The sequence below is a fragment of the Dawidia soli genome (assembly GCF_018598185.1).
In the GTDB taxonomy this organism is placed as follows: domain Bacteria; phylum Bacteroidota; class Bacteroidia; order Cytophagales; family Cyclobacteriaceae; genus Ohtaekwangia; species Ohtaekwangia soli.
Window position 1 is genome coordinate 11,308 of the sequence record NZ_JAHESC010000063.1, and the last position, 20,898, is coordinate 32,205.

Here is a 20,898-nt window from a genome sequence, read left to right on the forward strand (position 1 = left end):
ACGGCCGTCGTTACCTGCGCGATGTTCCGCACCTGGCCCGTGAGGTTCGAGGCCATCTGGTTTACCGAGTCGGTCAGGTCTTTCCATACACCGCCGACACCTTCCACCGTCGCCTGGCCCCCGAGCTTACCTTCCGAGCCCACTTCCCGCGCCACACGTGTCACTTCCGAGCCGAACGAGTTGAGCTGATCCACCATCGTGTTGATCGTATCTTTCAGCTCGCGGATCTCGCCCTTCACGTCCACCGTGATCTTACGTGACAAGTCGCCTTTCGCCACGGCCGTCGTTACCTGCGCGATGTTCCGCACCTGGCCCGTGAGGTTCGAGGCCATCTGGTTTACCGAGTCGGTCAGATCTTTCCATACACCGCCGACACCCTTTACCGTTGCCTGGCCTCCGAGCTTACCTTCGGAACCTACTTCCAGCGCCACGCGCGTTACTTCCGAAGAAAAAGAGTTGAGCTGATCCACCATCGTGTTGATCGTGTTCTTCAGCTCGAGGATCTCGCCCTTCACGTCCACCGTAATCTGGCGCGACAAGTCGCCCTTCGCCACGGCCGTTGTTACTTCGGCAATATTTCGTACCTGGCCCGTCAGGTTGGAGGCCATCTGGTTCACCGAGTCGGTCAAATCTTTCCACGTACCCGCTACACCTTTTACCTGCGCCTGGCCACCGAGCTTACCTTCGGTACCCACCTCGAGGGCCACACGCGTTACTTCGGAAGAAAATGAGTTGAGCTGATCCACCATCGTGTTGATCGTATTCTTCAGCTCGAGGATCTCGCCCTTTACGTCCACGGTGATTTTTTTTGAAAGGTCACCCTTTGCCACGGCCGTTGTTACTTCGGCGATGTTCCTTACCTGGGCCGTCAGGTTGCTACCCATCTGGTTCACCGAGTCTGTGAGATCTTTCCACACACCGGCCACACCTTTTACTTTCGCCTGGCCGCCGAGCTTACCTTCCGAGCCTACTTCCCGCGCCACGCGTGTTACCTCCATGGAGAAGAGGTTCAACTGCTTCACCATGTCGTTCACCTCGCGTGCGATACGTGCAAACTCACCTTGTAAGGTATAGCCGCCGATCTCCAGCGGCATCTCTTGCGAAAGATTACCCTTTGCCACGGAGCTGATCACGTGCGCGATCTCGATCGTGGGGTGCACCAGGTCGGAGATGAGCGCGTTCAGCGACGACACCCCCGTCGCCCACGAACCTTGTGCGCTCGGCACTTCAATGCGTTGGGTGAGCTTACCTTGCTTACCGATGGTATTACCGGCGCGCGTAAACTCCTGCATCATCTTTTCGTTGAGCGCTATAATTTCATTCAGTGTATCACAGATCTTGCCCGGTAACCCTACCTGGTCGAAAGGCATGCGTACAGTAAAGTTACCGTTGCGGATTTCCGTGAGAACACGCAGCAGTTCGCGGTTATCGAGTATATCATCGGCATAACCGACGGCACCATGAGCAGCAGCAGCTTTCGGGGGAGTGACTTTACGCGCCGGAGTGGTCTTCGACTTCTTCTTCGCCGGAGGTTTCGGGCGCGCGAGGGTAACGGCTTCGGTGGAAGCTTTGGCAGTAGGAATCTTTTTAGCCATGGTTAGATTTTATGTGTTCAAGGTAGCGAGAAGGAGGGATAAAATAATACAGCGAAAACCGGAAAAATGCTATTAAAAGTAAAGATTTCTATAAACGGAAAAACCCCGGGGAAAAATCTCCCCAGGGTTTTTCCGTGGATATACACCGCTTTACCTAAAAAACTATGCCACGCGATCAGGCGTGCACACCTTCGCCGATTTCCTCAACCATCTTGCGGCAAAACGCAGGAAGGTCGTTCGGATTGCGGCTGGTAACAAGGCCGTTGTCGACCACTACTTCCTGGTCTACCCAATCGACGCCGGCATTGATCAGGTCGGTTTTAATAGAAGGGTAGGAGGTCATCTTGCGCCCCTCCAGCAAACCTGTTTCGATCAGCGTCCACGGACCGTGGCAGATCGCCGCCACCGGCTTATGTTCATCCAAGAACTCCGTGGCAAAGTCCACAACCTTTTTATTGACGCGCAGGTGATCGGGGTTCATCACACCGCCCGGTAACACCAGGGCATCGTAATCGCCGGCATTCACTTCGTCTATAGACTTATCTACCGGATATTCCTTGCCCCAATCTTTTTCCGCCCACGCTTTTATGCTGCCTTTCTTCAACGATATAACTTCTACCGTTGCGCCCGCATTCTTCAATGCATTTACCGGTTCGGTAAATTCAGATTCTTCCACGCCATGTGTAGCGACTACAGCAACGCGTTTGTTTTTTAATGATTGACTCATAGCTCTTCGGATTAAATGTTCGTACGCGCAGCGGTCGTAAAAATCATTCCAGACGAAACGTTATATGGGCCGATCATTATTCCCCGCTTCCTTTTTTGCTTCGCGGCGTTCCTCCCGTTCGCGTTTCTTTTCTTCACGCTTCTTTTTACGCTCGGCTTTCTTGTCTTCTTTCGATTTATCATTCTTGCCGGTATCATCATCCCCCCCGCCGAACGCCTTTGCCAGAAAACCCTTCTTCTCTTCCTTCTCCGAATCTACCGATGCGAGGTTTATTTCATAGTCGATCGAAGGCTGGATCGCCTGGATAAACGCATTCTCCAATACATTGATGATCGCCGACCACGTACTGGTGCGTGGATTCTTCAGGTTGCCCTGAAACTGGATCTTCGTGGCCACCTGGTCCTTGCGCTGGTTTTCGAAAATCTCACCGACACCGCCGGCGACAGCCTCCCACATTTTGCGAAAAATATTATCGTCGCGGTCTTCTTTACCTAATACGTCCAGATCCTGGATCAATGGCTTCACATAGCCGTTAAATTGTCCTTCCTTCGCGGCCACCTCGGTATAGAGGCCGAAGCGTCCTTTGTTTACGTCGATCTTGGCGTACGCCTGAAAGAATTCGTTTAGCTTTACCAGGTTGGTGTTCTTCACTTCCGCATTGAGGTCGAACGTCGGGTCGTCGGCCAATGGATTGATCTTCATGTTAAAATCAAGCGACCCGTCATATATATCGGCGTCAGCCCGGACCGTGGCCGGCAGCACCACCGCCGAGTCGTAACTGTTCCGCAGGTTCAACGCCAGGATGTTCGTGTTCGTCATGACAATGTCCACCGGCGGCTTGGAGTATTCATCTATATACCGAATCCGTCCGTTGTCCACCTGGAACCGGTTGACCCGCAGCGGCATGAAGTCATCCAGCAGCTTGCGGAAGTCAGTGGAGTCGTTGCGTACGTCCGTGGGCTCTACCTTGTCTTTTGTAAACCGGATCATCGGCTGTTCAAATACCAGCTCGCCCACGATCGATCCGTGCAGCAGTGCCTTCCATTCGATCGAAAGGTCGATGGCCGACGCCGCAAAGAACTCCGTTTGCTTTTGAGTAGCAGTATCCACCCGGTTCAGGTAAATGCTGTCCATCCGATACGCCCCACGGATTAACGCAAGGTCGATGTCGTCAATATGACCATAGTAGCCTTTCATGGTGGCCAGTGTCTTGTTGGCATAGTGCAACACGACATAGGGGAGAATCAGCCGCACAACCACCAGCCCGATCACAACGGCCAGCAGAATCTTCCAGACGCGACGGTTCTTCCCGTGGGATACACGTTTCGTTTTCATGCTATAGAGAGTTGTTGGGAAGGGAAAGGAAAAAATGGTGCCCGTCCGCCATCCCGAATAGCCAGGCCGGGGATGATAGGGTTTTCCACGATATTGTTTATATTAACTTACGAATCTCCGGTTAGCCTATGTTTGTCATGAAACTCGAGAAGTGGTCCCGTTTAATAGTAGTGGTCATTGGCGTCATCTCGGTCCTGGTGTTGGCCGGGTGGGAGCTTGATGCGGAGTGGTTAAAGCGCCCCGTAACGGGTACGGCGGGCATGAACCCCCTCACCGCGCTTTGCTTTGCGCTCACCAGCCTGGCCTTGTGGCTCCGTACACCAGAGCGGTCACCGCGTGTCCGCAGAACCGCAGCGATCGCGATCGGTATCGTAGGGATCCTCTGTGCCTACCGCCTGGCGGGGATCTTCATGGACCTGCACGCGGAGATCGACGAAGTGCTCTATCGTAAAAAGCTGGCCCTCGACATGGCCGCGCAACGCTTCAGCCGAATGTCGCTCAACGCCACGATCAACTTTATGCTGGCCGGCAGCGCATTCTTCCTGGTCTACAGCCGCCGGTATCACCGCATCGTCATCGCCCAACTGTCTGCCGCCGTCATCGCCCTGCTGGCGCTCTTTGCCTTACTCGGCTATTTATACCGGGTGCCGGAGTTCGACCATTCCATACCCTACTTGCCCATGGCCGTGCATACGGCCGGGTGTTTCCTGCTGCTGGCCTGTGCGTTGTTATTCGCCAATCCCCGGCGCGGCCTGATGCGGCAGCTCACCAGCCGGTATGCCGGCAGCCTGATCGCCAAAGTGCTGATCCCGCTCCTGGTCCTGCTTCCCATCGCCATCGGCTATATCCGGCTACGGTGGCATTGGCACGGCACGGTCTCCGTCGAGTTGGGCGTCGCCCTTATCGTCATCAGCTTTATGCTGATCTTTATATTGCTGATCCTCTATAATACCAATTCCCTCAACCGTCGCGACGCCCGGCAAAAAGCCGACGCCTGGCGTCTGCAGTTTTATAACGAGCAACTCCAGGCGGCCAACTTCGAGTCCGCTGCCACCAACGAAGAGCTGAGCGCCACGATGGAGGAGCTGGCAACGACCAATGAAGAGCTGGTCACCTCCAACGAAAACCTCAGCATACTCAACGACAAGCTCGAGCGCGCCAAGGAAACCATCCGGCAGCAGGCCGAAGAGATCATCCGGCAGAAAGACGACCAGCTCAGCGAATACCGTAAGAACCTCGACATCATCTTTACCAACACGCAGGAAGGCATTCTCCTGCTCAACGCTGCCGGCGAAGTGGTGTTGTTTAATAAGACCTTTGACACGTTCATCCGCGACAACGCCGGCATCATACCCAAAGCCGGTATGCCCTTTCTGGAGGTGGTCATGCGCGCACGCCGCGAAGTCGCCCACGCGCTGTTCGCCAACGCCGTGGCCGGCGAGACCAGCCAGGTGGAAGCGCACATCGATGCACCTAGCGGCCCGCTGGTACACTTATTACGGTACGAGCCCGTATGGCAATTCGGCCGCGTGACACACGTCATCATCATCTCGTCCGACATTACCGATAAGAAAGCCCAGGAAAGCCGCATCCAACAATCGGAAGCAAACCTCAAGGCCATCTTCGATAACACACCCGACGCCTTTGTGTTGTTGGACCAGCACCTGCGCGTTATCGCATTCAACGAAGCCTATTCGCGCAACGCCCTGAACCTGAACGGCAAACGCATCGAGATCGGCGAAGATATCCGCGCTTATGTGCGAAACGAGCGCATTTCCATCTTCGAGAAAATGATCGCAGAGGCACGCCGCGGCGAGACGATCCAATACGAAGCGCCACTGCGCGAAGACGCCAACCCCGTATGGTTTCGCATTGTCATCACGCGGGTCAACAACACCGACGGCGGTCTGCGCGGTTATTGCCTCAGCGCACGGGAGATCACCCAGCAAAAGGAATACGAGAACAACCTCACCACCATTGCCAAAGAGCTGTCGGGCCTGATCGACAACTCCAACGTGCCCATCTTCGGCCTCGACCGGGACGGTTATGTGAACGAATGGAACCAGGTAACTTCGCAGGTCACGCAATACAGCAAACAGGAAGCGATGGGCCACCCGTGGGTCACCGACTTCATTGAACCACCGTACCGCGAAAGCGTGCGTGAAGTATTAAAACGTGTCATCGCGGGCGACGCGATCAACAACTTCGAGTTGCCCATCCAGACCAGGACCGGCGAACGCATCATGTTGTTGCTGGCGGCATCGCCGCGGTACGACGCCGAAAACCGCATCAAAGGTGTGATCATGGTCGCGCAGAATATCACCGAGCTGATCGACTACCGCAAAGGCCTGGAACGCATGGTGCAAGAGCGTACCCGCGAGTTGAACGAAGCGTTGCAAAAAGAAAAGGAGCTCGTAGACCTCAAGAGCAAGTTTGTATCGATGGCCTCGCACGAGTTCCGCACGCCACTGTCGACGATCTCGCTGGCCACGGGCTTTATACGGCGCTATAAAGAGCGCATTTCCGGCGAAGAGATCGACCGCAAGCTCGACAACATCGTGCGGCAGATCGAGCACATGAACTATCTGCTCGAAGATGTACTCACGGTCGGTAAGACCGAGGCCGGCAAAGTGAATGTCAACGTACAGGTCGTCGAAGTGACACCATACTTTGAAGTGCTGGCGCGCGAAGTATACCTTAGCTCGGACAAGACCCACCGCATCCGCCTCACCATCCACTGCGACCGCACCGTCATGGCCACCGACCCACGCATGCTGCGCATCATCGTCGTAAACCTGCTGACCAACGCCATCAAGTTCTCACCGGGGCAGCCGTCGGTCGACTTGCGCGTGACCGATACCAATCGCACGCTGCGCGTAGAAGTGTCTGATACCGGCATCGGTATACCCGACGCCGACCGCGAAAACCTGTTTAACTCCTTCCACCGCGGCTCCAACACCGGCGCCATACAAGGCACCGGACTGGGGTTGTCGATTGTCAGAAAAACGGTAGATTTACTAGGCGGATCCATACATGTAGAAAGTGCGGTGAACCAGGGCACGACGTTTATCATAGCGATACCTTTACATGAAAGCAAAGACGATATTGGTCATTGACGATACACCGGACTTGCAAACAAGCATCATCCAGTTCCTGAACATGGAAGGATATGAAACTGTCGGCGCAGCCAACGGCCAGGAGGCCCTCGATACGCTGGCCCATACCATACCCGACCTGGTCATCACCGATCTGCTGATGCCGGTCATGGATGGATACACTTTTATCGAACGCATCAAGGCCGACGCGCAGCTGCGCGATATACCCGTGGTGGTATTTTCGGCGAAGCCCGACGAAGAAAGCCAGGACAGAGCCCTTGCCCTGGGCGCTGTGCGGTTCATTCGCAAACCTGCCAGCATCGACCAGATCTTAGACACCGTTAACGAAATTATACAACCATGAGCCCACGTATTACAGTTGCCATCGCAGACGACCATGGCCTGATGCGCCACGGGATAGCCTCCATGCTCGCGCATATCCCCGACATAGAAGTGATCGGAGAAGTGCAAGGCGGCGAAGAAGCGATCAACTTCACCAACACTGCCCAGCCCGATGTATTCCTGATGGACATCAAGATGCGCGGCATGACCGGCATCGAAGCGGCCCGCTGGATCACCGACATGAACCCCCGCATCCGCGTGATCCTGATCTCCGCCGAAGCGAACCGCGACTTCATCGCTGCAGGCATCAAAGCCGGTATCGCCGGCTATGTGTTAAAGGACATCGAGAAGGACGACCTCGTCACTGCCATTCGCACAGTCGTCAAAGGCGAGCGCTACTTCAGCCCCGACGTCATGACGATTGTATTTCAAGACTTCTATAGCCAGGAAAAAGGCGACGCACCGCCCACCGCCCGCGAACCCCGCAACGATCTTACCCGCCGCGAGGTTGAAGTATTAAAATTGATCGGCGAAGGCAAAAGCCTCCGGGAGATTGCAGACCAGCTGTTCATCAACATCAAAACGGTCGAAACCCACAAGCTCAACATCCAAACCAAGTTGAACCTTACAAACGTCGCTCAACTGGTGCGCTTTGCGATCGAAAACAACTACGTCGTCGTCGGCAAAGGCAACTAGCGTCGCATATTTCATTTACCCCGATCTAAGTAAAACCCTTAGATTTCCCCACCACATCCGTCCAGCAGCTTTGATCGCGCATTTCGCCGCGCGATACACGTATTCTACTAAGCCATTCCCTGATTTCTCAAAATCCTCCTTTTACTAAAGGATCGTTGGATCGATCTGCGGAGCTTTGTTCGCATCAGTTGACTATGAACACGCAGGACGATATGTACATGAAGATTCCCAAAGTGGTCACCACCGAGGGGATGGAGTTGGAGAGGCTGAAGTACGTCGTCGGCCAGTTCATCAACAGCTGTTCGCACTCGATGCGCGGACCGCTGAAATCGATCGAAGGCCTGGTCAGTCTGCTGCAAAACAAAAGGCAGTATACCGAGGAAGAAACTGCCATGCTCTTCAAATCGATCACCGACAGTACGCGCAAAATGGAATCCATGCTCGACGACCTGGAACAGTTTCTCGAAAATTCGCGCCGGGAAGTATTCTCCCACGAAGTGGACCTCGCCGAAGTGATCCACGAAGTTTTAAAGGGGTACGACAAACAGTTATCGGCCAAAGGCATCGTCACTGCCGTCAAGATCGAACAACTCGTGAAATTCAACACCGATGCCAACCGCCTGCGCATCGTTCTGTCCAACATCATCGAAAACGCCATCCTGTTCAGCGATCCCGACAAAGCGCTGCGTTGGCTCGACATACAAGGCCACGTGAGCTTTAGCAATTGCTCCATCAATATTCTGGACAACGGCATTGGCATGAAGAGCGGCAGCGAATCAAAAGTGTTCGATCTGTTCTTTCGTGGGTCCGAGCGATCGCAGGGACTTGGCGTGGGACTATACGTTGTACGCGAGATTCTCGAAAAAATGGGTGGCAGCATCACCGTCTATTCCAAGCTGAATATCGGTTCTAAATTTTTTATATGGCTACCCAACCACATCCGGGCGAACTAACCGCAATACGCATAATTCTACTGTACGTACTGGCATTCCACTTTTTTCGCATTCGTTAATTGGAGCCCAATCCAGCGCCGTGACCGACGTGTACCTGCCCGTCTCCTAACCACAGGGCAGCGTACACGGTCCGGACGAATGTTAATCGGTAAAACCGTGTCGATCTAACCTACACAATATTTGTCATTTTCAATGAAGAAGTATCTCCTGCTTATGGGCGGCCGATATGGACGCGGGAGCGCCGGCCAACGGTGACGGGGGGGGGTAGCGGCGCCAACGTAGGGTCCAGACCTTAACACCCTGCGGCACCGACACTCTTACTTCTCAGGTATATTCGGCGTTGTGCCACATTTTTACACCAGCGGCAACCCGAAAATACTTCCCAATTCCTCACAAATATACCCTGAGTTATAAACATTCAACCCACACGCACTAAACTGTTCTCCACAAATTCGTGTGCATAAGTCATCCGGCAGTATAAAAACTTCCGTCAACAGACGGGATAACCTACTGATAAAGTATTTTTACGCTACTTATAGCCCAGTCATAACCCCGACCTTTATATCTCCTGGTCATGTGACGATTCCAACACGATCGCAAAAAGTATATATGTACAATTGATAGTCTTTTCACTCCAACTCCCTATATTGTCCACGGAAACAGTTGACCACTCGCAGCCGTTTAAAAAAAATTAAATTCATTCATTAACCTAACTGAAGTATGGCGTTTTTAGAAGACCTTAAGATCACGGGCACCCTCGGCAACCTCAGCTTTTATTACATGCGCGGCGTCGACAAGATCGTTGTGCGACAGAAGGGCGGTGCCTCCAGGGAGCATATCAAAAAATCACCTTCGTTTGAGTTGCCACGCTTATATATGAGCGAGTTCGGCGGATGCTCGAAGATGGGCAAGGAGGTACGGTTTATGATGCACCCGGTGCGAAACCTGGCCGACTATAACTTCAGCGGCTTTATCAATAAAGCCCTGAAGATCGTGCAGAAGCAGGACAGCATGGGCAAACTGGGACGCCGGTCCATTGAATTGTCCAGGCATACCAGCTTGCTGGCCGGGTTTCAGCTGAACAAAACCACGACATTCGATTCCGTCGTCCGCACGCCGCTGCGGTATACACTAAGCCGCGAGACCCGGTCGGCCCGGGTCGATATACCGGCCTTGCTGCGCGACATCAACTTCCATCCGAACAACAGGCATGCGCGGTTCCGCTTCGAGGTAAGCCTGGGCATCGTACCGGACTTTACATTCGATGCCGGGGATGGTATCTATAAACCACGGGACTGGTATACCACCCTGTTTACGCCGCGGAGTGTATCCTCGCCGTGGTATCCGGCGTTGAAGGGCTCGCCCGCCACGTCGCTGGAGATCAATCTCACGGACCAGGTACCGGCAGACGAAGGGTATAGCCTGATGCTGACGGTGGGCGTGCGGTATGGGTCGCCGATGGAAGATGATGTGGTGACGGAAGTGAAGCGTGCGGGGGTGGGGAAGGTGATCGCCGTGGCGGGGCAGCCCGATGGAGTTGAAACGCCGGGGTCGGAAAAGGTAACGAGAGAAGAGCCAGTCCGGCCGGTGGCGGATGTACAAGGGGGTGTTGCGGCGTGTATGTATGGTTGGCGGTCGGGGAAAGCAATTCCGTCGCCCGGGCAATTGGCGAAAATCGAAACAGCGGTATCGACATCGGGAGAAAAAAGAAGCTCTTCCGAAGAAACGGAAGAGCCTGTCGTGACGGAGGACCTTATACCCGCGCCGGCGTTTAAGAAGCCGGCGCCCGGCTTAAAAGCTCACACGTCCCTTCCGCTTCAGGAACATGACGATCCCGGCGGCGATGGCGACGACCAGCAACAGCGGCCAGATGTAAACCAGGCCGAGGAGTAGTTTGGCGACGCCCTGCAGGCCGGTGGAGAAGGCATCGTAAAATTGCTCGCCCCAGCCGGGTGTTTGTTCGATGGCTACGGTGGGTTGGATGTGTTGGTATAATTCCAGTTTGAGCGTGCTGTAGTTTACCTGCTCGCGCAGGTAGTTGACGCGGCTGATGGCGGCTTCGATCTCTTCGTGGAGAATGCCGATCTGCTTTTCAGTCTCGAGCAGCTCTTCGATCGTTCCGGCCTTGCGGCGCAGGATGTCGCGGTAGCGTTCTTCGACTTCGCGTTTGGTGCGGATGCGCGACTCGAGATCGACAAAGTCTTTGGAAACATCTTCGGTGCTTACATTGCGAAACTCCACCGCGAGAGCCTGGACGTCGATGTCCGTGAGCAGCTCGTGGAAGTATTCGTTCTGCACGCGCAGGACCACGTGGTTCTCGACAAGCTGATAGTCGGTGCGCAGGTTGGAAGACTCCATGTAGGCAGGATACTTCTTGAGCGCGGCTTCGATGGCTTCGGTGCTCTTCTTGATGTCGGCCACCTCGAAACGGTAGTGCAGTTTTTTGACCAGCCTGGTGTTGCCCTGGTGGGGATCGCTGAAGGCCAGGGCCGGAGCAGCTTGTTGCGAGGCTGGCCTGCCTGTCGGCGTGGTCTGGGCTACTTCCGTAGCAGGTTGGCCGGCGGCGGTGTCAGAAAAGGCATCGGCGCTGGACATTTCGGCATTTTTAGACGCGCAGGAGCATAGTCCCGCGACGCAAAGGACGGTGATGAGCTTTTGCATGGTTACAGAAATAATAAAATGAAGCGGTCGATTCCGCCCATACAGACCTATCCCATCGCAGATCTGTGCACGATCAGCGTGTATGACGGCTAGTACGATTGCTGCTATGGACGGGGGAAGAGAAAAGGAGAGAGGGAAAACCTTTGTGAGCGGGACAAATGCCCCTTGTGCTCACAAAGGTGTAGTTTACAGGGTAATAGTTGTTTCTGGATTAGTGCGCAGGAGCCGCTGTTGCAGTAGTGTCTGCAACAGTTGTGTCAGCTTCTACCGGGGCAGCAGGCTCGGGCGTTACTGTCTCAGTGGCAGTAGTGTCCTGGTTTTCAGCTGCAGTTTCAGAAGGTTTTGAAGAACAGGCAGCGGCTACAGCGAATACTACTACAGCGAAAATAGATGCGATTTTAATTTTCATATTCAAATGGTTTAAAAATTTCCCTTCATACAAAAAGGTCCCGCCGGTAACCCAATATTTTTCCGGGTTTGAAAAGTTTTTTTCATGGGTTACCTTGGGGGTTCGTTTGTATAAAGTCCACCTTATAGCATAAGCAGTGTATTATTTTGATGAGCTGATTGTCTCGGAGATCAGAAAGAATAACCGGATCGTGCTGCAGGAGCTCTACAAGGCGCATTACCCGATGGTTTTACACCTTATATGTTCGAATAGCGGCACGGAGCAAGAGGCGAAGGATATTTACCAGGAGGCGGTGATCGCATTCTATGAAAAGGTTCAGCAGCCCGACTTTGTTTTACACTGCAAGGTAAAGACCTACCTCTATGCTGTGAGCCGCAGGCTGTGGTTAAAGCGCCTGTGGGAGAAAAAACGGTACCGCGGGCAAATAGAAGAAGGAGATGCCCTGGCGGGGATCGACGAGGAAATGATCGATATCGAAGCCAAAGAAGAGATCTTTCACAAGATGGCGGCTTCCCTGGACGAGCTCGGCGACCCTTGCAAGAGTCTTTTGGAGGCCTTTTACCTGCGGGAGAGCTCGATGGAGAGTATCCGCGATACCTTCGGGTATAGCAACACGGATACGGCTAAAAACCAGAAATACAAATGTTTACAACGCTTGAAAAAGCTTTTTTTCAACCTGCACAACCCACCTCCTCATGAATCCTGATCGCGCTTTGATCGATTTGCTGGACCGCTACGCCAAGAATACGCTGCCGCCCGAAGAAAAGGCGGCCCTGGAACAGCGTATGGAAGGCGACCCGGTGCTGTCGCAACAGGTTCAGGAACACCTGAACCTGATCGAATCCATGCGTTTTTACGGCCGGCGCCGCGACCTGAAAGCCTCGCTGGAAGAAATACACGACACCCTGGAGACCTTTGCCCAACAGGAGCCCCGCCAGCCCGTCATGACCGTTACCCGCGCCAACCCGTGGCGCAAGTACTGGCCCATGACCGCCGTGGCAGCCTCTGTTGCCCTGATTAGTATCCTGGGCACGCTTCAGATGACCCAGTCGCTGGAGACCAAACAAACCGCTTACTATAAAGAGCTGCGCCGCAAGGTCGATCAGATCAGCAAGTCACAAAGCCGCATCATGGCCGACATTGCTGAATCCAACAAAGAAAAGACCGGCCCCGTGCCCGAAACCTACGCCGGTACGGGCTTTATGGTTTCGGCCAACGGCTACGTCGCCACCAGCTACCACGTCATCAAGGGTGCCGACTCGGTTTACATTGAAAATGAGACTTTTGGGCGCCTCAAGGTGGATATTCTCTTTAATGACAAGGAAAACGATATCTCGATCCTGCGGATCAACCCCGAGCTACTGACGTCCGTCAAGTCGCTGCCCTACACCGTCAGCCCTTCGGAAGCCAACCTCGGCGAAGAGGTCTTTACGCTGGGTTTCCCGCGCGAGGACATCGTCTTTGGCGAAGGCTCGGTAAGCGCCGCCACCGGCTACAAACAAAACCCCAACGCTTACCAGATCTCGGTACCCGTAAACCCCGGCAACAGCGGCGGCCCGTTGTTTAACGCCCGGGGCGAACTGGTGGGCATCATCAGCGGCCTGCAAACCGAGACCTCGGGGGCAGCATTTGCCACCAAGTCCACCGTGCTGCTGCACGCGATCACCGACATGCCAGTAGACACCCTGAACGCACCGCTGGCGCTGCCGCGTATCAATACCCTCAAGAACCTGAGCAAGGTGCAGCAAGTGAAAAAGTGGCGGGAATATGTCTTTACGGTGCGTGTCTACAACGCCCCGAAATAGGGATTTTTTATTGTTTTGACCGGAAGCGCTGGCGTACGCAGGTACACTAGCGCTTTCGTGTTTTACGGGGCTTGGCACCGGACGCAAGAAAGTCGCCCAGGGCATCCAGCCTGGCGGACCAGAACTTTTCGTATTGAGAGGTCCATTCGGATACTTCGCGCAGGGAGTTGAGGCGGGCTTCGCAGTAGCGCTCACGGCCTTGCTGGTGCACGACGACCAGGCCACACTCCGATAGGATTCGGATGTGTTTGGAGATGGCGGGTCGACTGATGTTGAAGTTCTCGGCGACGCCGTTCAGGGTAAGGGTTTTGTGGGATAATAAGTTGATGATCTCCCGGCGGGTGGGGTCGGCTATGGCTTGGAAGACGTCGCGGCGTAGGGTAATGCTCATGACACAAATATAACTTACGATCGCCATATAGTAACCGGTTGGTTACGTTAGTCTGTACTGTTCATAGTTTCTTCTTTAGTTCTCGTATATCTCTGAAGGACAGCGAATCAATGCACCCTATATCCTTTTGCTTTTTTGTTTGGATGATCATGCATTGCCCGCTCTGAGAGAGGTGAGTGATGTTGATAGAAAGAACATCTGCAAGTTCCTTTTCGATCCTACAGCTTGATGACGGTTCCCCGGATGGGCTGGCCGGAAAGGTCTGCCACTGTTCCCGCTGCATCGATTGTCTTTAATGAGCAAACCGTGGCATTCTCACACGCTTCGACCACCGATAGCCCGGAGGTTAACGCGTGGAGTTTCCCATATTCGTTCGATGTAACGTTCACATCAACCTTTTGCACTGTCAGATCGTTGCTATCGATTGTCACAAGGCGCTGGGTCCTGGAATCCGACTGGAAGAGGAAAATGGTCTGGTCATATATAGCAGAACCGTATGTGGTGAATACTGTATTTTCGTCGGTCAGGTCGACAGCAGATTCGTTCTTCACCAGGTCGAAGAGATGTGTGACGCCGGACGCCGCATCGGTGAAGAGCAGAAATTGTTTGTTCTGGGAAGGAAATTCGAACGGAATGGGGTTAGACCAGGTCGTAACCGGCATTCCAAAGTCCTTTTCGTATTGCAAATAGGTTGCTGCCGTTGTCGACAGGGTGTAGATCTTACCGTTCCGGGAGACGGTCTTTAGCGTATGGTTTCGGTCGTGCCATACAGCGACACTTTGGTCGGTAAAGCCGGTGATCGACCCCAGGTCCTTGTCGATATAAAGGAGGTGATCCTGGCTTTTAATGTATAGTTCTTCGTGCCCATCGACGTACAGGTCTGTCGTATAAGAGTCGACCGCGCGTTCTGTCAGCACGGCATCGGTCGAGAGCAAGAAATTATCTACCCGGCACAATGTGTAGCTGACGTTGTCTTTGTAGAACCACTTGTTGTTAACGGTTGCCGAGGAAAGCTGTGACGCCGGTGTAAAATGTGTTTTCGCCGCAAGTCCGTTGTGCTTGTCGACGATGTACGACTCCTTACGCAGGTAGAATGAGATCAGAAAATACCGGTCGCTGATGTTATTAACCAGGTAGTTATCAAAACCCCCATTGGGTTCGCCTTCGATACCAAAGCTTGCCTCCGCCAGGGTGCCGTCGGGGTTGATCTTCTTCAGTGTTTCATGGTGGAAAGACCAGGCTGGCGAATAGTCGTAGACCCTTTCGGGGTCGTAAACAGCTACGAGGCCGACAGCGCCATCAAGATCTATTTTCGTCAGGACCGCGCCGTCGTTGCCGTATTCTATGGGCTTTTCAACAGGGCTTCCGTTTTCGTCGGAGCAGCAAAAGAGGAGTAATAGAAGTGCTAAAAAGGGTAGTACAGGTAGTTTCATAACGTAGGTATATGGTTTACAATATAGCAGCGAAATCCTTGCCAAAAAAGCACGGCCCACGAACCGGATCCGTTCTGTTATATGAGTGGTTGCTTATGGCTGGAGTGAGGCCCTAAATCTATTTCCGGTTGCAGCTATATAAAACTCCGGACGATTTGTGCAACTTTACGAAAAACCTATACTATGCGATTCGTTTTGACTATCTCTTTGATACTCTTCTGCATCACCGGTGCCGTTGCCCAGAAGACGAAGAAAGGGGAGCGAAAATTCACCTACGGCACATTGGAGGGACTCGATTCGTACACCGGCTACTTCTGGTTTGACAACGTATTGACTCAAATGGGGCAACGGATCATCTACAAAAAAGATCTTGCAGAAAAAAGGGGCAAGACCCTGTATGCCGCGAACTTCATGGCGTTTTATTCCGATAGCCTTTTCCTTCGGACCTTCCCGACCATGCAATACGGCTTTGACCGCATCGAGGCCATGATACCCCGGATAGTTTCCGGAAGACTGGAGTTATACAGCGCTCACTGGGCCAATTACTATTCATTCAAGGAGTCAGATCACTACTATCTGTTCTACGGTTCGCAAAATATCCGTCTGGTACGAAGAAAGTTCAAGGAGCAAATGAAAGAATTGCTTCAGGACGACGCCGATATTATACAACGGATCGATCGCGAAGAGGTGACATACGACGACATGCCCACGATCATCTACAATTACAACCAGCGTAGGAAATAAGAAAATACACGTATCTGCTCACCTACGGACTCACCACGCGCCATGCGGCAACCCATCACCTGCGACCACACTGTTGCCATACTGCTGTCACCCGGTAACGTATATTTGTGTTCACTGTGCGAAAGATCATTCATATCGACATGGACGCCTTCTACGCGTCGATCGAGCAGCGCGACCATCCGGAGCTGCGGGGGAAGCCGCTGGTGGTCGGGGGGCCGCCGGAGGGGCGGGGAGTGGTGGCAACGGCCAGCTATGAGGCACGGAAGTTTGGGGTGAAATCGGCGATGTCGTCGCGGCAGGCGCGGCAGCTTTGCCCGGAGGCGATCTTTGTGTTTCCGAGGTTTGATGTCTACCGGGGCGTATCGGCGCACTTGCGCGAGATCTTTTCGCGCTATACGGATCTGATCGAGCCGCTGTCGCTCGATGAAGCCTACCTGGATGTGACGGAGGATAAGCAGGGCATCGGGTCGGCGTTGGACATCGCGCGGATGATCAAGGATGCCATTCGCGACGAGCTGCAGCTCACGGCGTCGGCGGGGGTATCGGTCAATAAGTTTGTGGCCAAGATCGCGTCGGACATGCAGAAGCCCGACGGGTTGACGTTCATCGGGCCCTCGCGGATCGAGAAGTTTATGGAGACCCTGCCGGTGGAGAAGTTCTTCGGCGTGGGGCGTGTCACGGCAACCAAGATGAAAAACATGGGCCTGCACACGGGGGCCGACCTCAAGAAGCTTACCGAGGCACAACTGGTACAGCACTTCGGTAAGACCGGCCACTTTTTTTACCAGATCGTGCGCGGCCTGGACGACCGACGCGTACAGCCCAACCGCGAGATCAAGTCGGTGGGGGCGGAAGATACCTTTGCCGAAGACCTCGATGTGCTGGAAGACATGTATGCCGAGCTGGAGCGCCTGGCCGAGGTCGTACACGCCCGCCTCTATAAGCGCAACCTGCGGGGGCGGACGGTGACGCTAAAAGTAAAGTACCACGACTTTAAGCAGATCACCCGCAGCCAGTCGTTTCCGGTGGGAGTGAACGAAAAGGAGACGCTATTTACAGTAGCCTGCCAGTTGCTTGCGGCCGTGGACCGGCAGGAGAAGCGCGTACGTTTGTTGGGGATCTCTGTCTCTAATTTCGGTATATCCGACCCCGATGATCCGGCCGATCAGCTAACGTTATTCTAACGATACTTTCCCGCTGAGCTTTCTCAAAACGGCACGTGACCGGGGGAGGAACATCTGCGGTTCCCCCTAAAAGCCGGGGTGTACAGCAGGAACTACGGTCAATCGTCCGGACTATAGATGAAAACCAGCACAACGCTGCGGCAGGCCTCCTTTTTCATCGGATTCCAGAATTGAGACAAAAAGAGGGGTGTTGGGAAGACACTGACAGGACCTTCAAACGGTTGCAGGGCGAAAACACCCGGAAAACCGATTTACTTTTCCCACTTACACGAACAATCCGAAGATGGCACTGTTTTGTGAATAGTCCGGGTATACCTCGTGAAAAACCCTAGGGGCAAGTATGAATTCAACGGTAGTTCAGCGTCTATACAATCAAGAATTTAACTCCTGAGTACGTGAGAAAAGTGCTGGTCGGTTTGCTGCTTTTGGCAGTGTCTGGATCCGTGGCGTTATTGTTCTGGTCACAGGAACTGAAATACGTCATGCCGACTCCGGTCCCGGCGCATTTCGTGTCGCCGGCGGTCAATCGCCCTGTAGACTTAACGTTGCTCGACGGTTACCAGCCGGGTAAACCCGTATATATACACTTTTTTAACCCCGACTGCCCATGCTCCCGCTTCAACCTCAAACACTTTCACGCGCTGGCCAACCAGTTTGGCAACCGGGTGCAGGTATTTGCCGTTATACCGGCCTACGCCGATCCGGGCCGTGCGCGGGAGATGATTGGAACCGATAACGACTCCGTTGTGATCTTACAGGATCACGCCGACTCGCTGGCATCGATATGCGGCGTATACGCCACCCCCCAGGCGGTGGTGATCGATGCACAGCGCCGGCTCTATTACCGCGGTAACTATAACAAGTCCCGTTATTGTACGACGAAGGACAGCAACTATGCCGAGCGGGCGTTACGCGCACTCGTGGCGGGCCAGGCGGCGCCGCAGTTCGGGCCATGGGCCACACAACCCTATGGTTGCGAGCTGCCCGATGCCGAAGACCGGTCCAATGCCTTCGTCAACCTCTTCCGGTAACAACCACCTTTGAACACGTCAAAACCTACCATACTCCATGAACCCGTCTGAAAAATCGTTCGCCAAAGCCAAGACCCAGGCGTTTGCGGACATCAATGCGAAATCTGACTTCAAGATCAACGTCGCGCTGACGATGTACTTCCTGTTCGGCATCGCGTTGGCATTCTTCTACGACACCTATCTCATCGCGATCGGCGTCGGTACCCTTTGCCTGGTCGCGTATTACGGCACCCGGTGGCTGCTGCCAAACTCGCCGTTGTATCGTTATGTGCTGGCGGTGGTCGTGGGGGTGTTCTGCGCACAGTACATCTACCAGATGCACGGCCTGTTTGAAATGCACTTTATCTTCTTTGTCGGCTCGGCCCTGTTGATCACCTACCAGAACTGGCGACTGCAGATCCCGCTGCTGATCTTTATCGTGCTGCACCACGGTATCTTTGCCTACCTGCAGTTTACCGGTATGAAAGACATTTACTTCACACAGCTGGAGTTTATGGATCTGCAGAGCTTTGTACTGCACGCGCTTATCACTACGGTCATTCTGTATATCAATGCGCTGTGGAGCTATAGCCTGGGGAAACGCACCCGGAACATGGCGGCCATAACCGACCAGTTAAGCGATCAGCTGAAACACGTGGGGCGCAACATCGCCTTCGCCGACGAGATCAGCAAAGGCAATCTGAAGACCCAATACGAAGTGACCGACGACAACGACGAACTGGGCAAGTCGCTGCTCAAGATGCAACGGAACATTGTCCAGGCCACAGATCGCGAGCGCGCGGACAAATACATCACACAGGGTGTGGCACAGATCGGGGAGATCCTGCGCCGTCATGCCGACAACATGCAGGAGCTGTCCGACGAACTGATCGGCGAGCTGACCCGCTATACACAATCGAACCAGGGCTGTATGTTCCTCCGGGAGGAAGATGAGAATGGCGAGCCTTACCTGAAGATGACCGCTGCCTATGCCTATGATCGCAAAAAGTTCATGGAGGGCCGCGTCGGGATCGGCGACTCGCTGGTAGGGCAGTGTTTCCTCGAGAAAGAGGTGATCGTGCTGACGCAGGTGCCGAAAGATTACATAAAGATTACGTCGGGCCTGGGCCTGGCCACGCCATCGTGTGTGATCATCATCCCGCTGCTGGCCAACGAAGAAGTAACGGGTGTGCTGGAGTTCGCTTCATTCACCCGGTACGACGAAGGACAGGTGGAGTTCTTTAAGAAAGCCAGTGAAGCCATCGCGACCTCGCTGCTATCGGTAAAAACCACCGAGCGCATCAAGAGCCTGCTGACCGACTCGCAACAACGTGAGGAAGAAATGCGCGCGCAGGAAGAAGAGATGCGCCAGAACATGGAAGAGCTTTCGGCCACGCAGGAAGAAATGCGCCGCAATTCCATCGAGATGGAAAGCCGTGTCGATGCCGTTAACAACAGCGGCATTGCCTCGATCGAGTTCACGCTGGACGGCACCATCCTGACTGCAAACCAAACGTTCCTGAAGCTCATGGGCTATACGCTGGATGAGATCCAGGGCAAGCACCACCGCATCTTTGTCGATAACCAATATGCCCAGGGCGCCGAGTATCACAAGTTCTGGGAATTGCTGGGAGCGGGTATACCGCAGCCGGGCGAGTACGAACGGGTGATGAAGAACGGCGCCAGGATCTATATCAACGGAAGCTATTCGATCATCTCCGACAATGCCGGAAAGCCGATCAAGATCCTGAAGCTGGCCACCGATGTTACCGTGGCGAAAGTACAAATGCAGCTGATCAGCCAGCAGGAAAGCGAAATGCGGAAGCGCTCCGCGGAGCTGGCGAACCGCATCCGGGCACTGGCCGAGTGCGGCATCGCATCGATCGAGCTCGCGCTGGACGGCACCATTCTCGATGCCAACGTACCCTTCCTGGAAATGATGGGCTATACGTTAGCCGAGATCCACGGCAAGCACCACCACATCTTTGTCAAACCACAGTATGCCATGACCGATGCTTACCATACCTTCTGGAGCAACCTGCGCCAGGGCATCGCACAGCCGGGCGAATACGAACACGTGTCAAAATCGGGAGAAGAGGTATTGCTCGGCGGCAGCTACACGGTGATCCGTGATTATCATAACAACCCGACACGGATCTTACAGATGGCGCCCGCACAGACGCGAAAGAGCTCGGTTCGCATCGCTAACGCGGTATGAGGAAAGGAAGCAGGGGCCGGATCAACGCGCGCGTGAGCGCGAAGATCCCCCGTGCTATGCTTTTACATGCTCCCGGAATTTCTCCAGGGTGATGGGTTTATAGATGATGTCGGCAAAACCGGCGCTGCGCAGGTCGCGCGCCTGCTGATCGTCTACATAATTCGAAAGCACAAACGCCTTGAAGGAATCACCTTTCATGGCCCGCAGATCCTTCAGGACATGGTGGGCGAGTACGGTGGGGGTGAGGTAATAGTCGATCAATACCACGTCGAAGTGATTGGCGTTGGCCCACCGCAGCGC

At 54.1% G+C, this 20,898-nt stretch carries 19 protein-coding genes; 11 read left to right on the forward strand and 8 right to left on the reverse strand.

Annotated features, from left to right (window positions below; translation table 11 throughout):
• The 3 genes from KK078_RS27545 to KK078_RS27555 form a co-directional block, all read right to left on the reverse strand.
• Positions 1-1,595: HAMP domain-containing protein (locus KK078_RS27545; RefSeq protein WP_254093568.1), on the reverse strand; the 1,595-nt coding region annotated here is incomplete at its 3' end.
• A 175-nt stretch (positions 1,596-1,770) separates the two neighbouring features.
• Positions 1,771-2,322, reverse strand: coding sequence for a type 1 glutamine amidotransferase domain-containing protein (locus tag KK078_RS27550; protein WP_254093569.1), 552 nt, complete (start codon positions 2,320-2,322; stop codon positions 1,771-1,773).
• Between the two features lie 60 nt (positions 2,323-2,382).
• On the reverse strand, positions 2,383-3,657 hold the full coding sequence (locus KK078_RS27555; protein ID WP_254093570.1) for a DUF748 domain-containing protein: 1,275 nt from the start codon (positions 3,655-3,657) through the stop codon (positions 2,383-2,385).
• 137 nt (positions 3,658-3,794) lie between these two features.
• Between KK078_RS27555 and KK078_RS27560 the strand changes: the two genes are divergently transcribed.
• The 5 genes from KK078_RS27560 (at position 3,795) to KK078_RS27580 (ending at position 10,636) form a co-directional block, all read left to right on the forward strand.
• Entirely contained in the window at positions 3,795-6,773 is a 2,979-nt protein-coding gene (locus KK078_RS27560; protein ID WP_254093571.1) for a PAS domain S-box protein, read from the forward strand.
• Positions 6,745-7,116: a response regulator gene (locus tag KK078_RS27565; RefSeq protein ID WP_254093572.1), complete on the forward strand. Its 372-nt coding sequence runs from the start codon at positions 6,745-6,747 to the stop codon at positions 7,114-7,116. Before KK078_RS27560 ends, KK078_RS27565 begins: the two co-directional genes overlap by 29 nt.
• Positions 7,113-7,790: a response regulator gene (locus KK078_RS27570; RefSeq protein ID WP_254093573.1), complete on the forward strand. Its 678-nt coding sequence runs from the start codon at positions 7,113-7,115 to the stop codon at positions 7,788-7,790. The genes KK078_RS27565 and KK078_RS27570 overlap by 4 nt, the downstream gene beginning before the upstream one ends.
• Positions 7,791-7,984: 194 nt before the next feature.
• Positions 7,985-8,743 (forward strand): sensor histidine kinase, encoded by a 759-nt coding sequence (locus KK078_RS27575; protein WP_254093574.1) that lies wholly within the window; start codon positions 7,985-7,987, stop codon positions 8,741-8,743.
• Positions 8,744-9,463: 720 nt separating this feature from the next.
• Positions 9,464-10,636 carry a hypothetical protein gene (locus tag KK078_RS27580; protein WP_254093575.1) on the forward strand — a complete coding sequence of 391 codons (1,173 nt, stop codon included), beginning with the start codon at positions 9,464-9,466 and terminating at the stop codon, positions 10,634-10,636.
• Here the strand turns inward: KK078_RS27580 and KK078_RS27585 are convergent.
• A complete protein-coding gene (locus tag KK078_RS27585) occupies positions 10,535-11,404 on the reverse strand; it encodes a DUF4349 domain-containing protein (protein WP_254093576.1) in 870 nt (289 codons plus the stop codon). The genes KK078_RS27580 and KK078_RS27585 overlap by 102 nt on opposite strands.
• Before the next feature lie 211 nt (positions 11,405-11,615).
• Positions 11,616-11,813, reverse strand: coding sequence for a hypothetical protein (locus KK078_RS27590; RefSeq protein ID WP_254093577.1), 198 nt, complete (start codon positions 11,811-11,813; stop codon positions 11,616-11,618).
• A gap of 136 nt (positions 11,814-11,949) precedes the next feature.
• Between KK078_RS27590 and KK078_RS27595 the strand changes: the two genes are divergently transcribed.
• A complete protein-coding gene (locus tag KK078_RS27595; protein WP_254093578.1) occupies positions 11,950-12,519 on the forward strand; it encodes an RNA polymerase sigma factor in 570 nt (189 codons plus the stop codon).
• On the forward strand, positions 12,509-13,618 hold the full coding sequence (locus tag KK078_RS27600) for a trypsin-like peptidase domain-containing protein (protein ID WP_254093579.1): 1,110 nt from the start codon (positions 12,509-12,511) through the stop codon (positions 13,616-13,618). The genes KK078_RS27595 and KK078_RS27600 overlap by 11 nt, the downstream gene beginning before the upstream one ends.
• A 46-nt stretch (positions 13,619-13,664) precedes the next feature.
• Here the strand turns inward: KK078_RS27600 and KK078_RS27605 are convergent, their stop codons facing one another.
• Positions 13,665-14,009: an ArsR/SmtB family transcription factor gene (locus KK078_RS27605; protein ID WP_254093580.1), complete on the reverse strand. Its 345-nt coding sequence runs from the start codon at positions 14,007-14,009 to the stop codon at positions 13,665-13,667.
• Positions 14,010-14,227: 218 nt separating this feature from the next.
• Positions 14,228-15,442 (reverse strand): hypothetical protein, encoded by a 1,215-nt coding sequence (locus KK078_RS27610; protein WP_254093581.1) that lies wholly within the window; start codon positions 15,440-15,442, stop codon positions 14,228-14,230.
• 183 nt (positions 15,443-15,625) lie between these two features.
• Between KK078_RS27610 and KK078_RS27615 the strand changes: the two genes are divergently transcribed.
• The 4 genes from KK078_RS27615 (at position 15,626) to KK078_RS27630 (ending at position 20,598) form a co-directional block, all read left to right on the forward strand.
• Positions 15,626-16,186, forward strand: a complete 561-nt coding sequence (locus KK078_RS27615) for a hypothetical protein (RefSeq protein ID WP_254093582.1) — start codon at positions 15,626-15,628, stop codon at positions 16,184-16,186.
• 101 nt (positions 16,187-16,287) lie between these two features.
• Positions 16,288-17,370 carry a DNA polymerase IV gene (gene dinB / locus KK078_RS27620; RefSeq protein WP_394370598.1) on the forward strand — a complete coding sequence of 361 codons (1,083 nt, stop codon included), beginning with the start codon at positions 16,288-16,290 and terminating at the stop codon, positions 17,368-17,370.
• A gap of 395 nt (positions 17,371-17,765) precedes the next feature.
• A complete protein-coding gene (locus KK078_RS27625; RefSeq protein WP_254093583.1) occupies positions 17,766-18,401 on the forward strand; it encodes a TlpA family protein disulfide reductase in 636 nt (211 codons plus the stop codon).
• 37 nt (positions 18,402-18,438) lie between these two features.
• Positions 18,439-20,598 (forward strand): PAS domain S-box protein, encoded by a 2,160-nt coding sequence (locus tag KK078_RS27630; RefSeq protein ID WP_254093584.1) that lies wholly within the window; start codon positions 18,439-18,441, stop codon positions 20,596-20,598.
• Between the two features lie 54 nt (positions 20,599-20,652).
• Here the strand turns inward: KK078_RS27630 and KK078_RS27635 are convergent.
• Positions 20,653-20,898: helix-turn-helix domain-containing protein (locus KK078_RS27635; RefSeq protein ID WP_254093585.1), on the reverse strand; the 246-nt coding region annotated here is incomplete at its 5' end.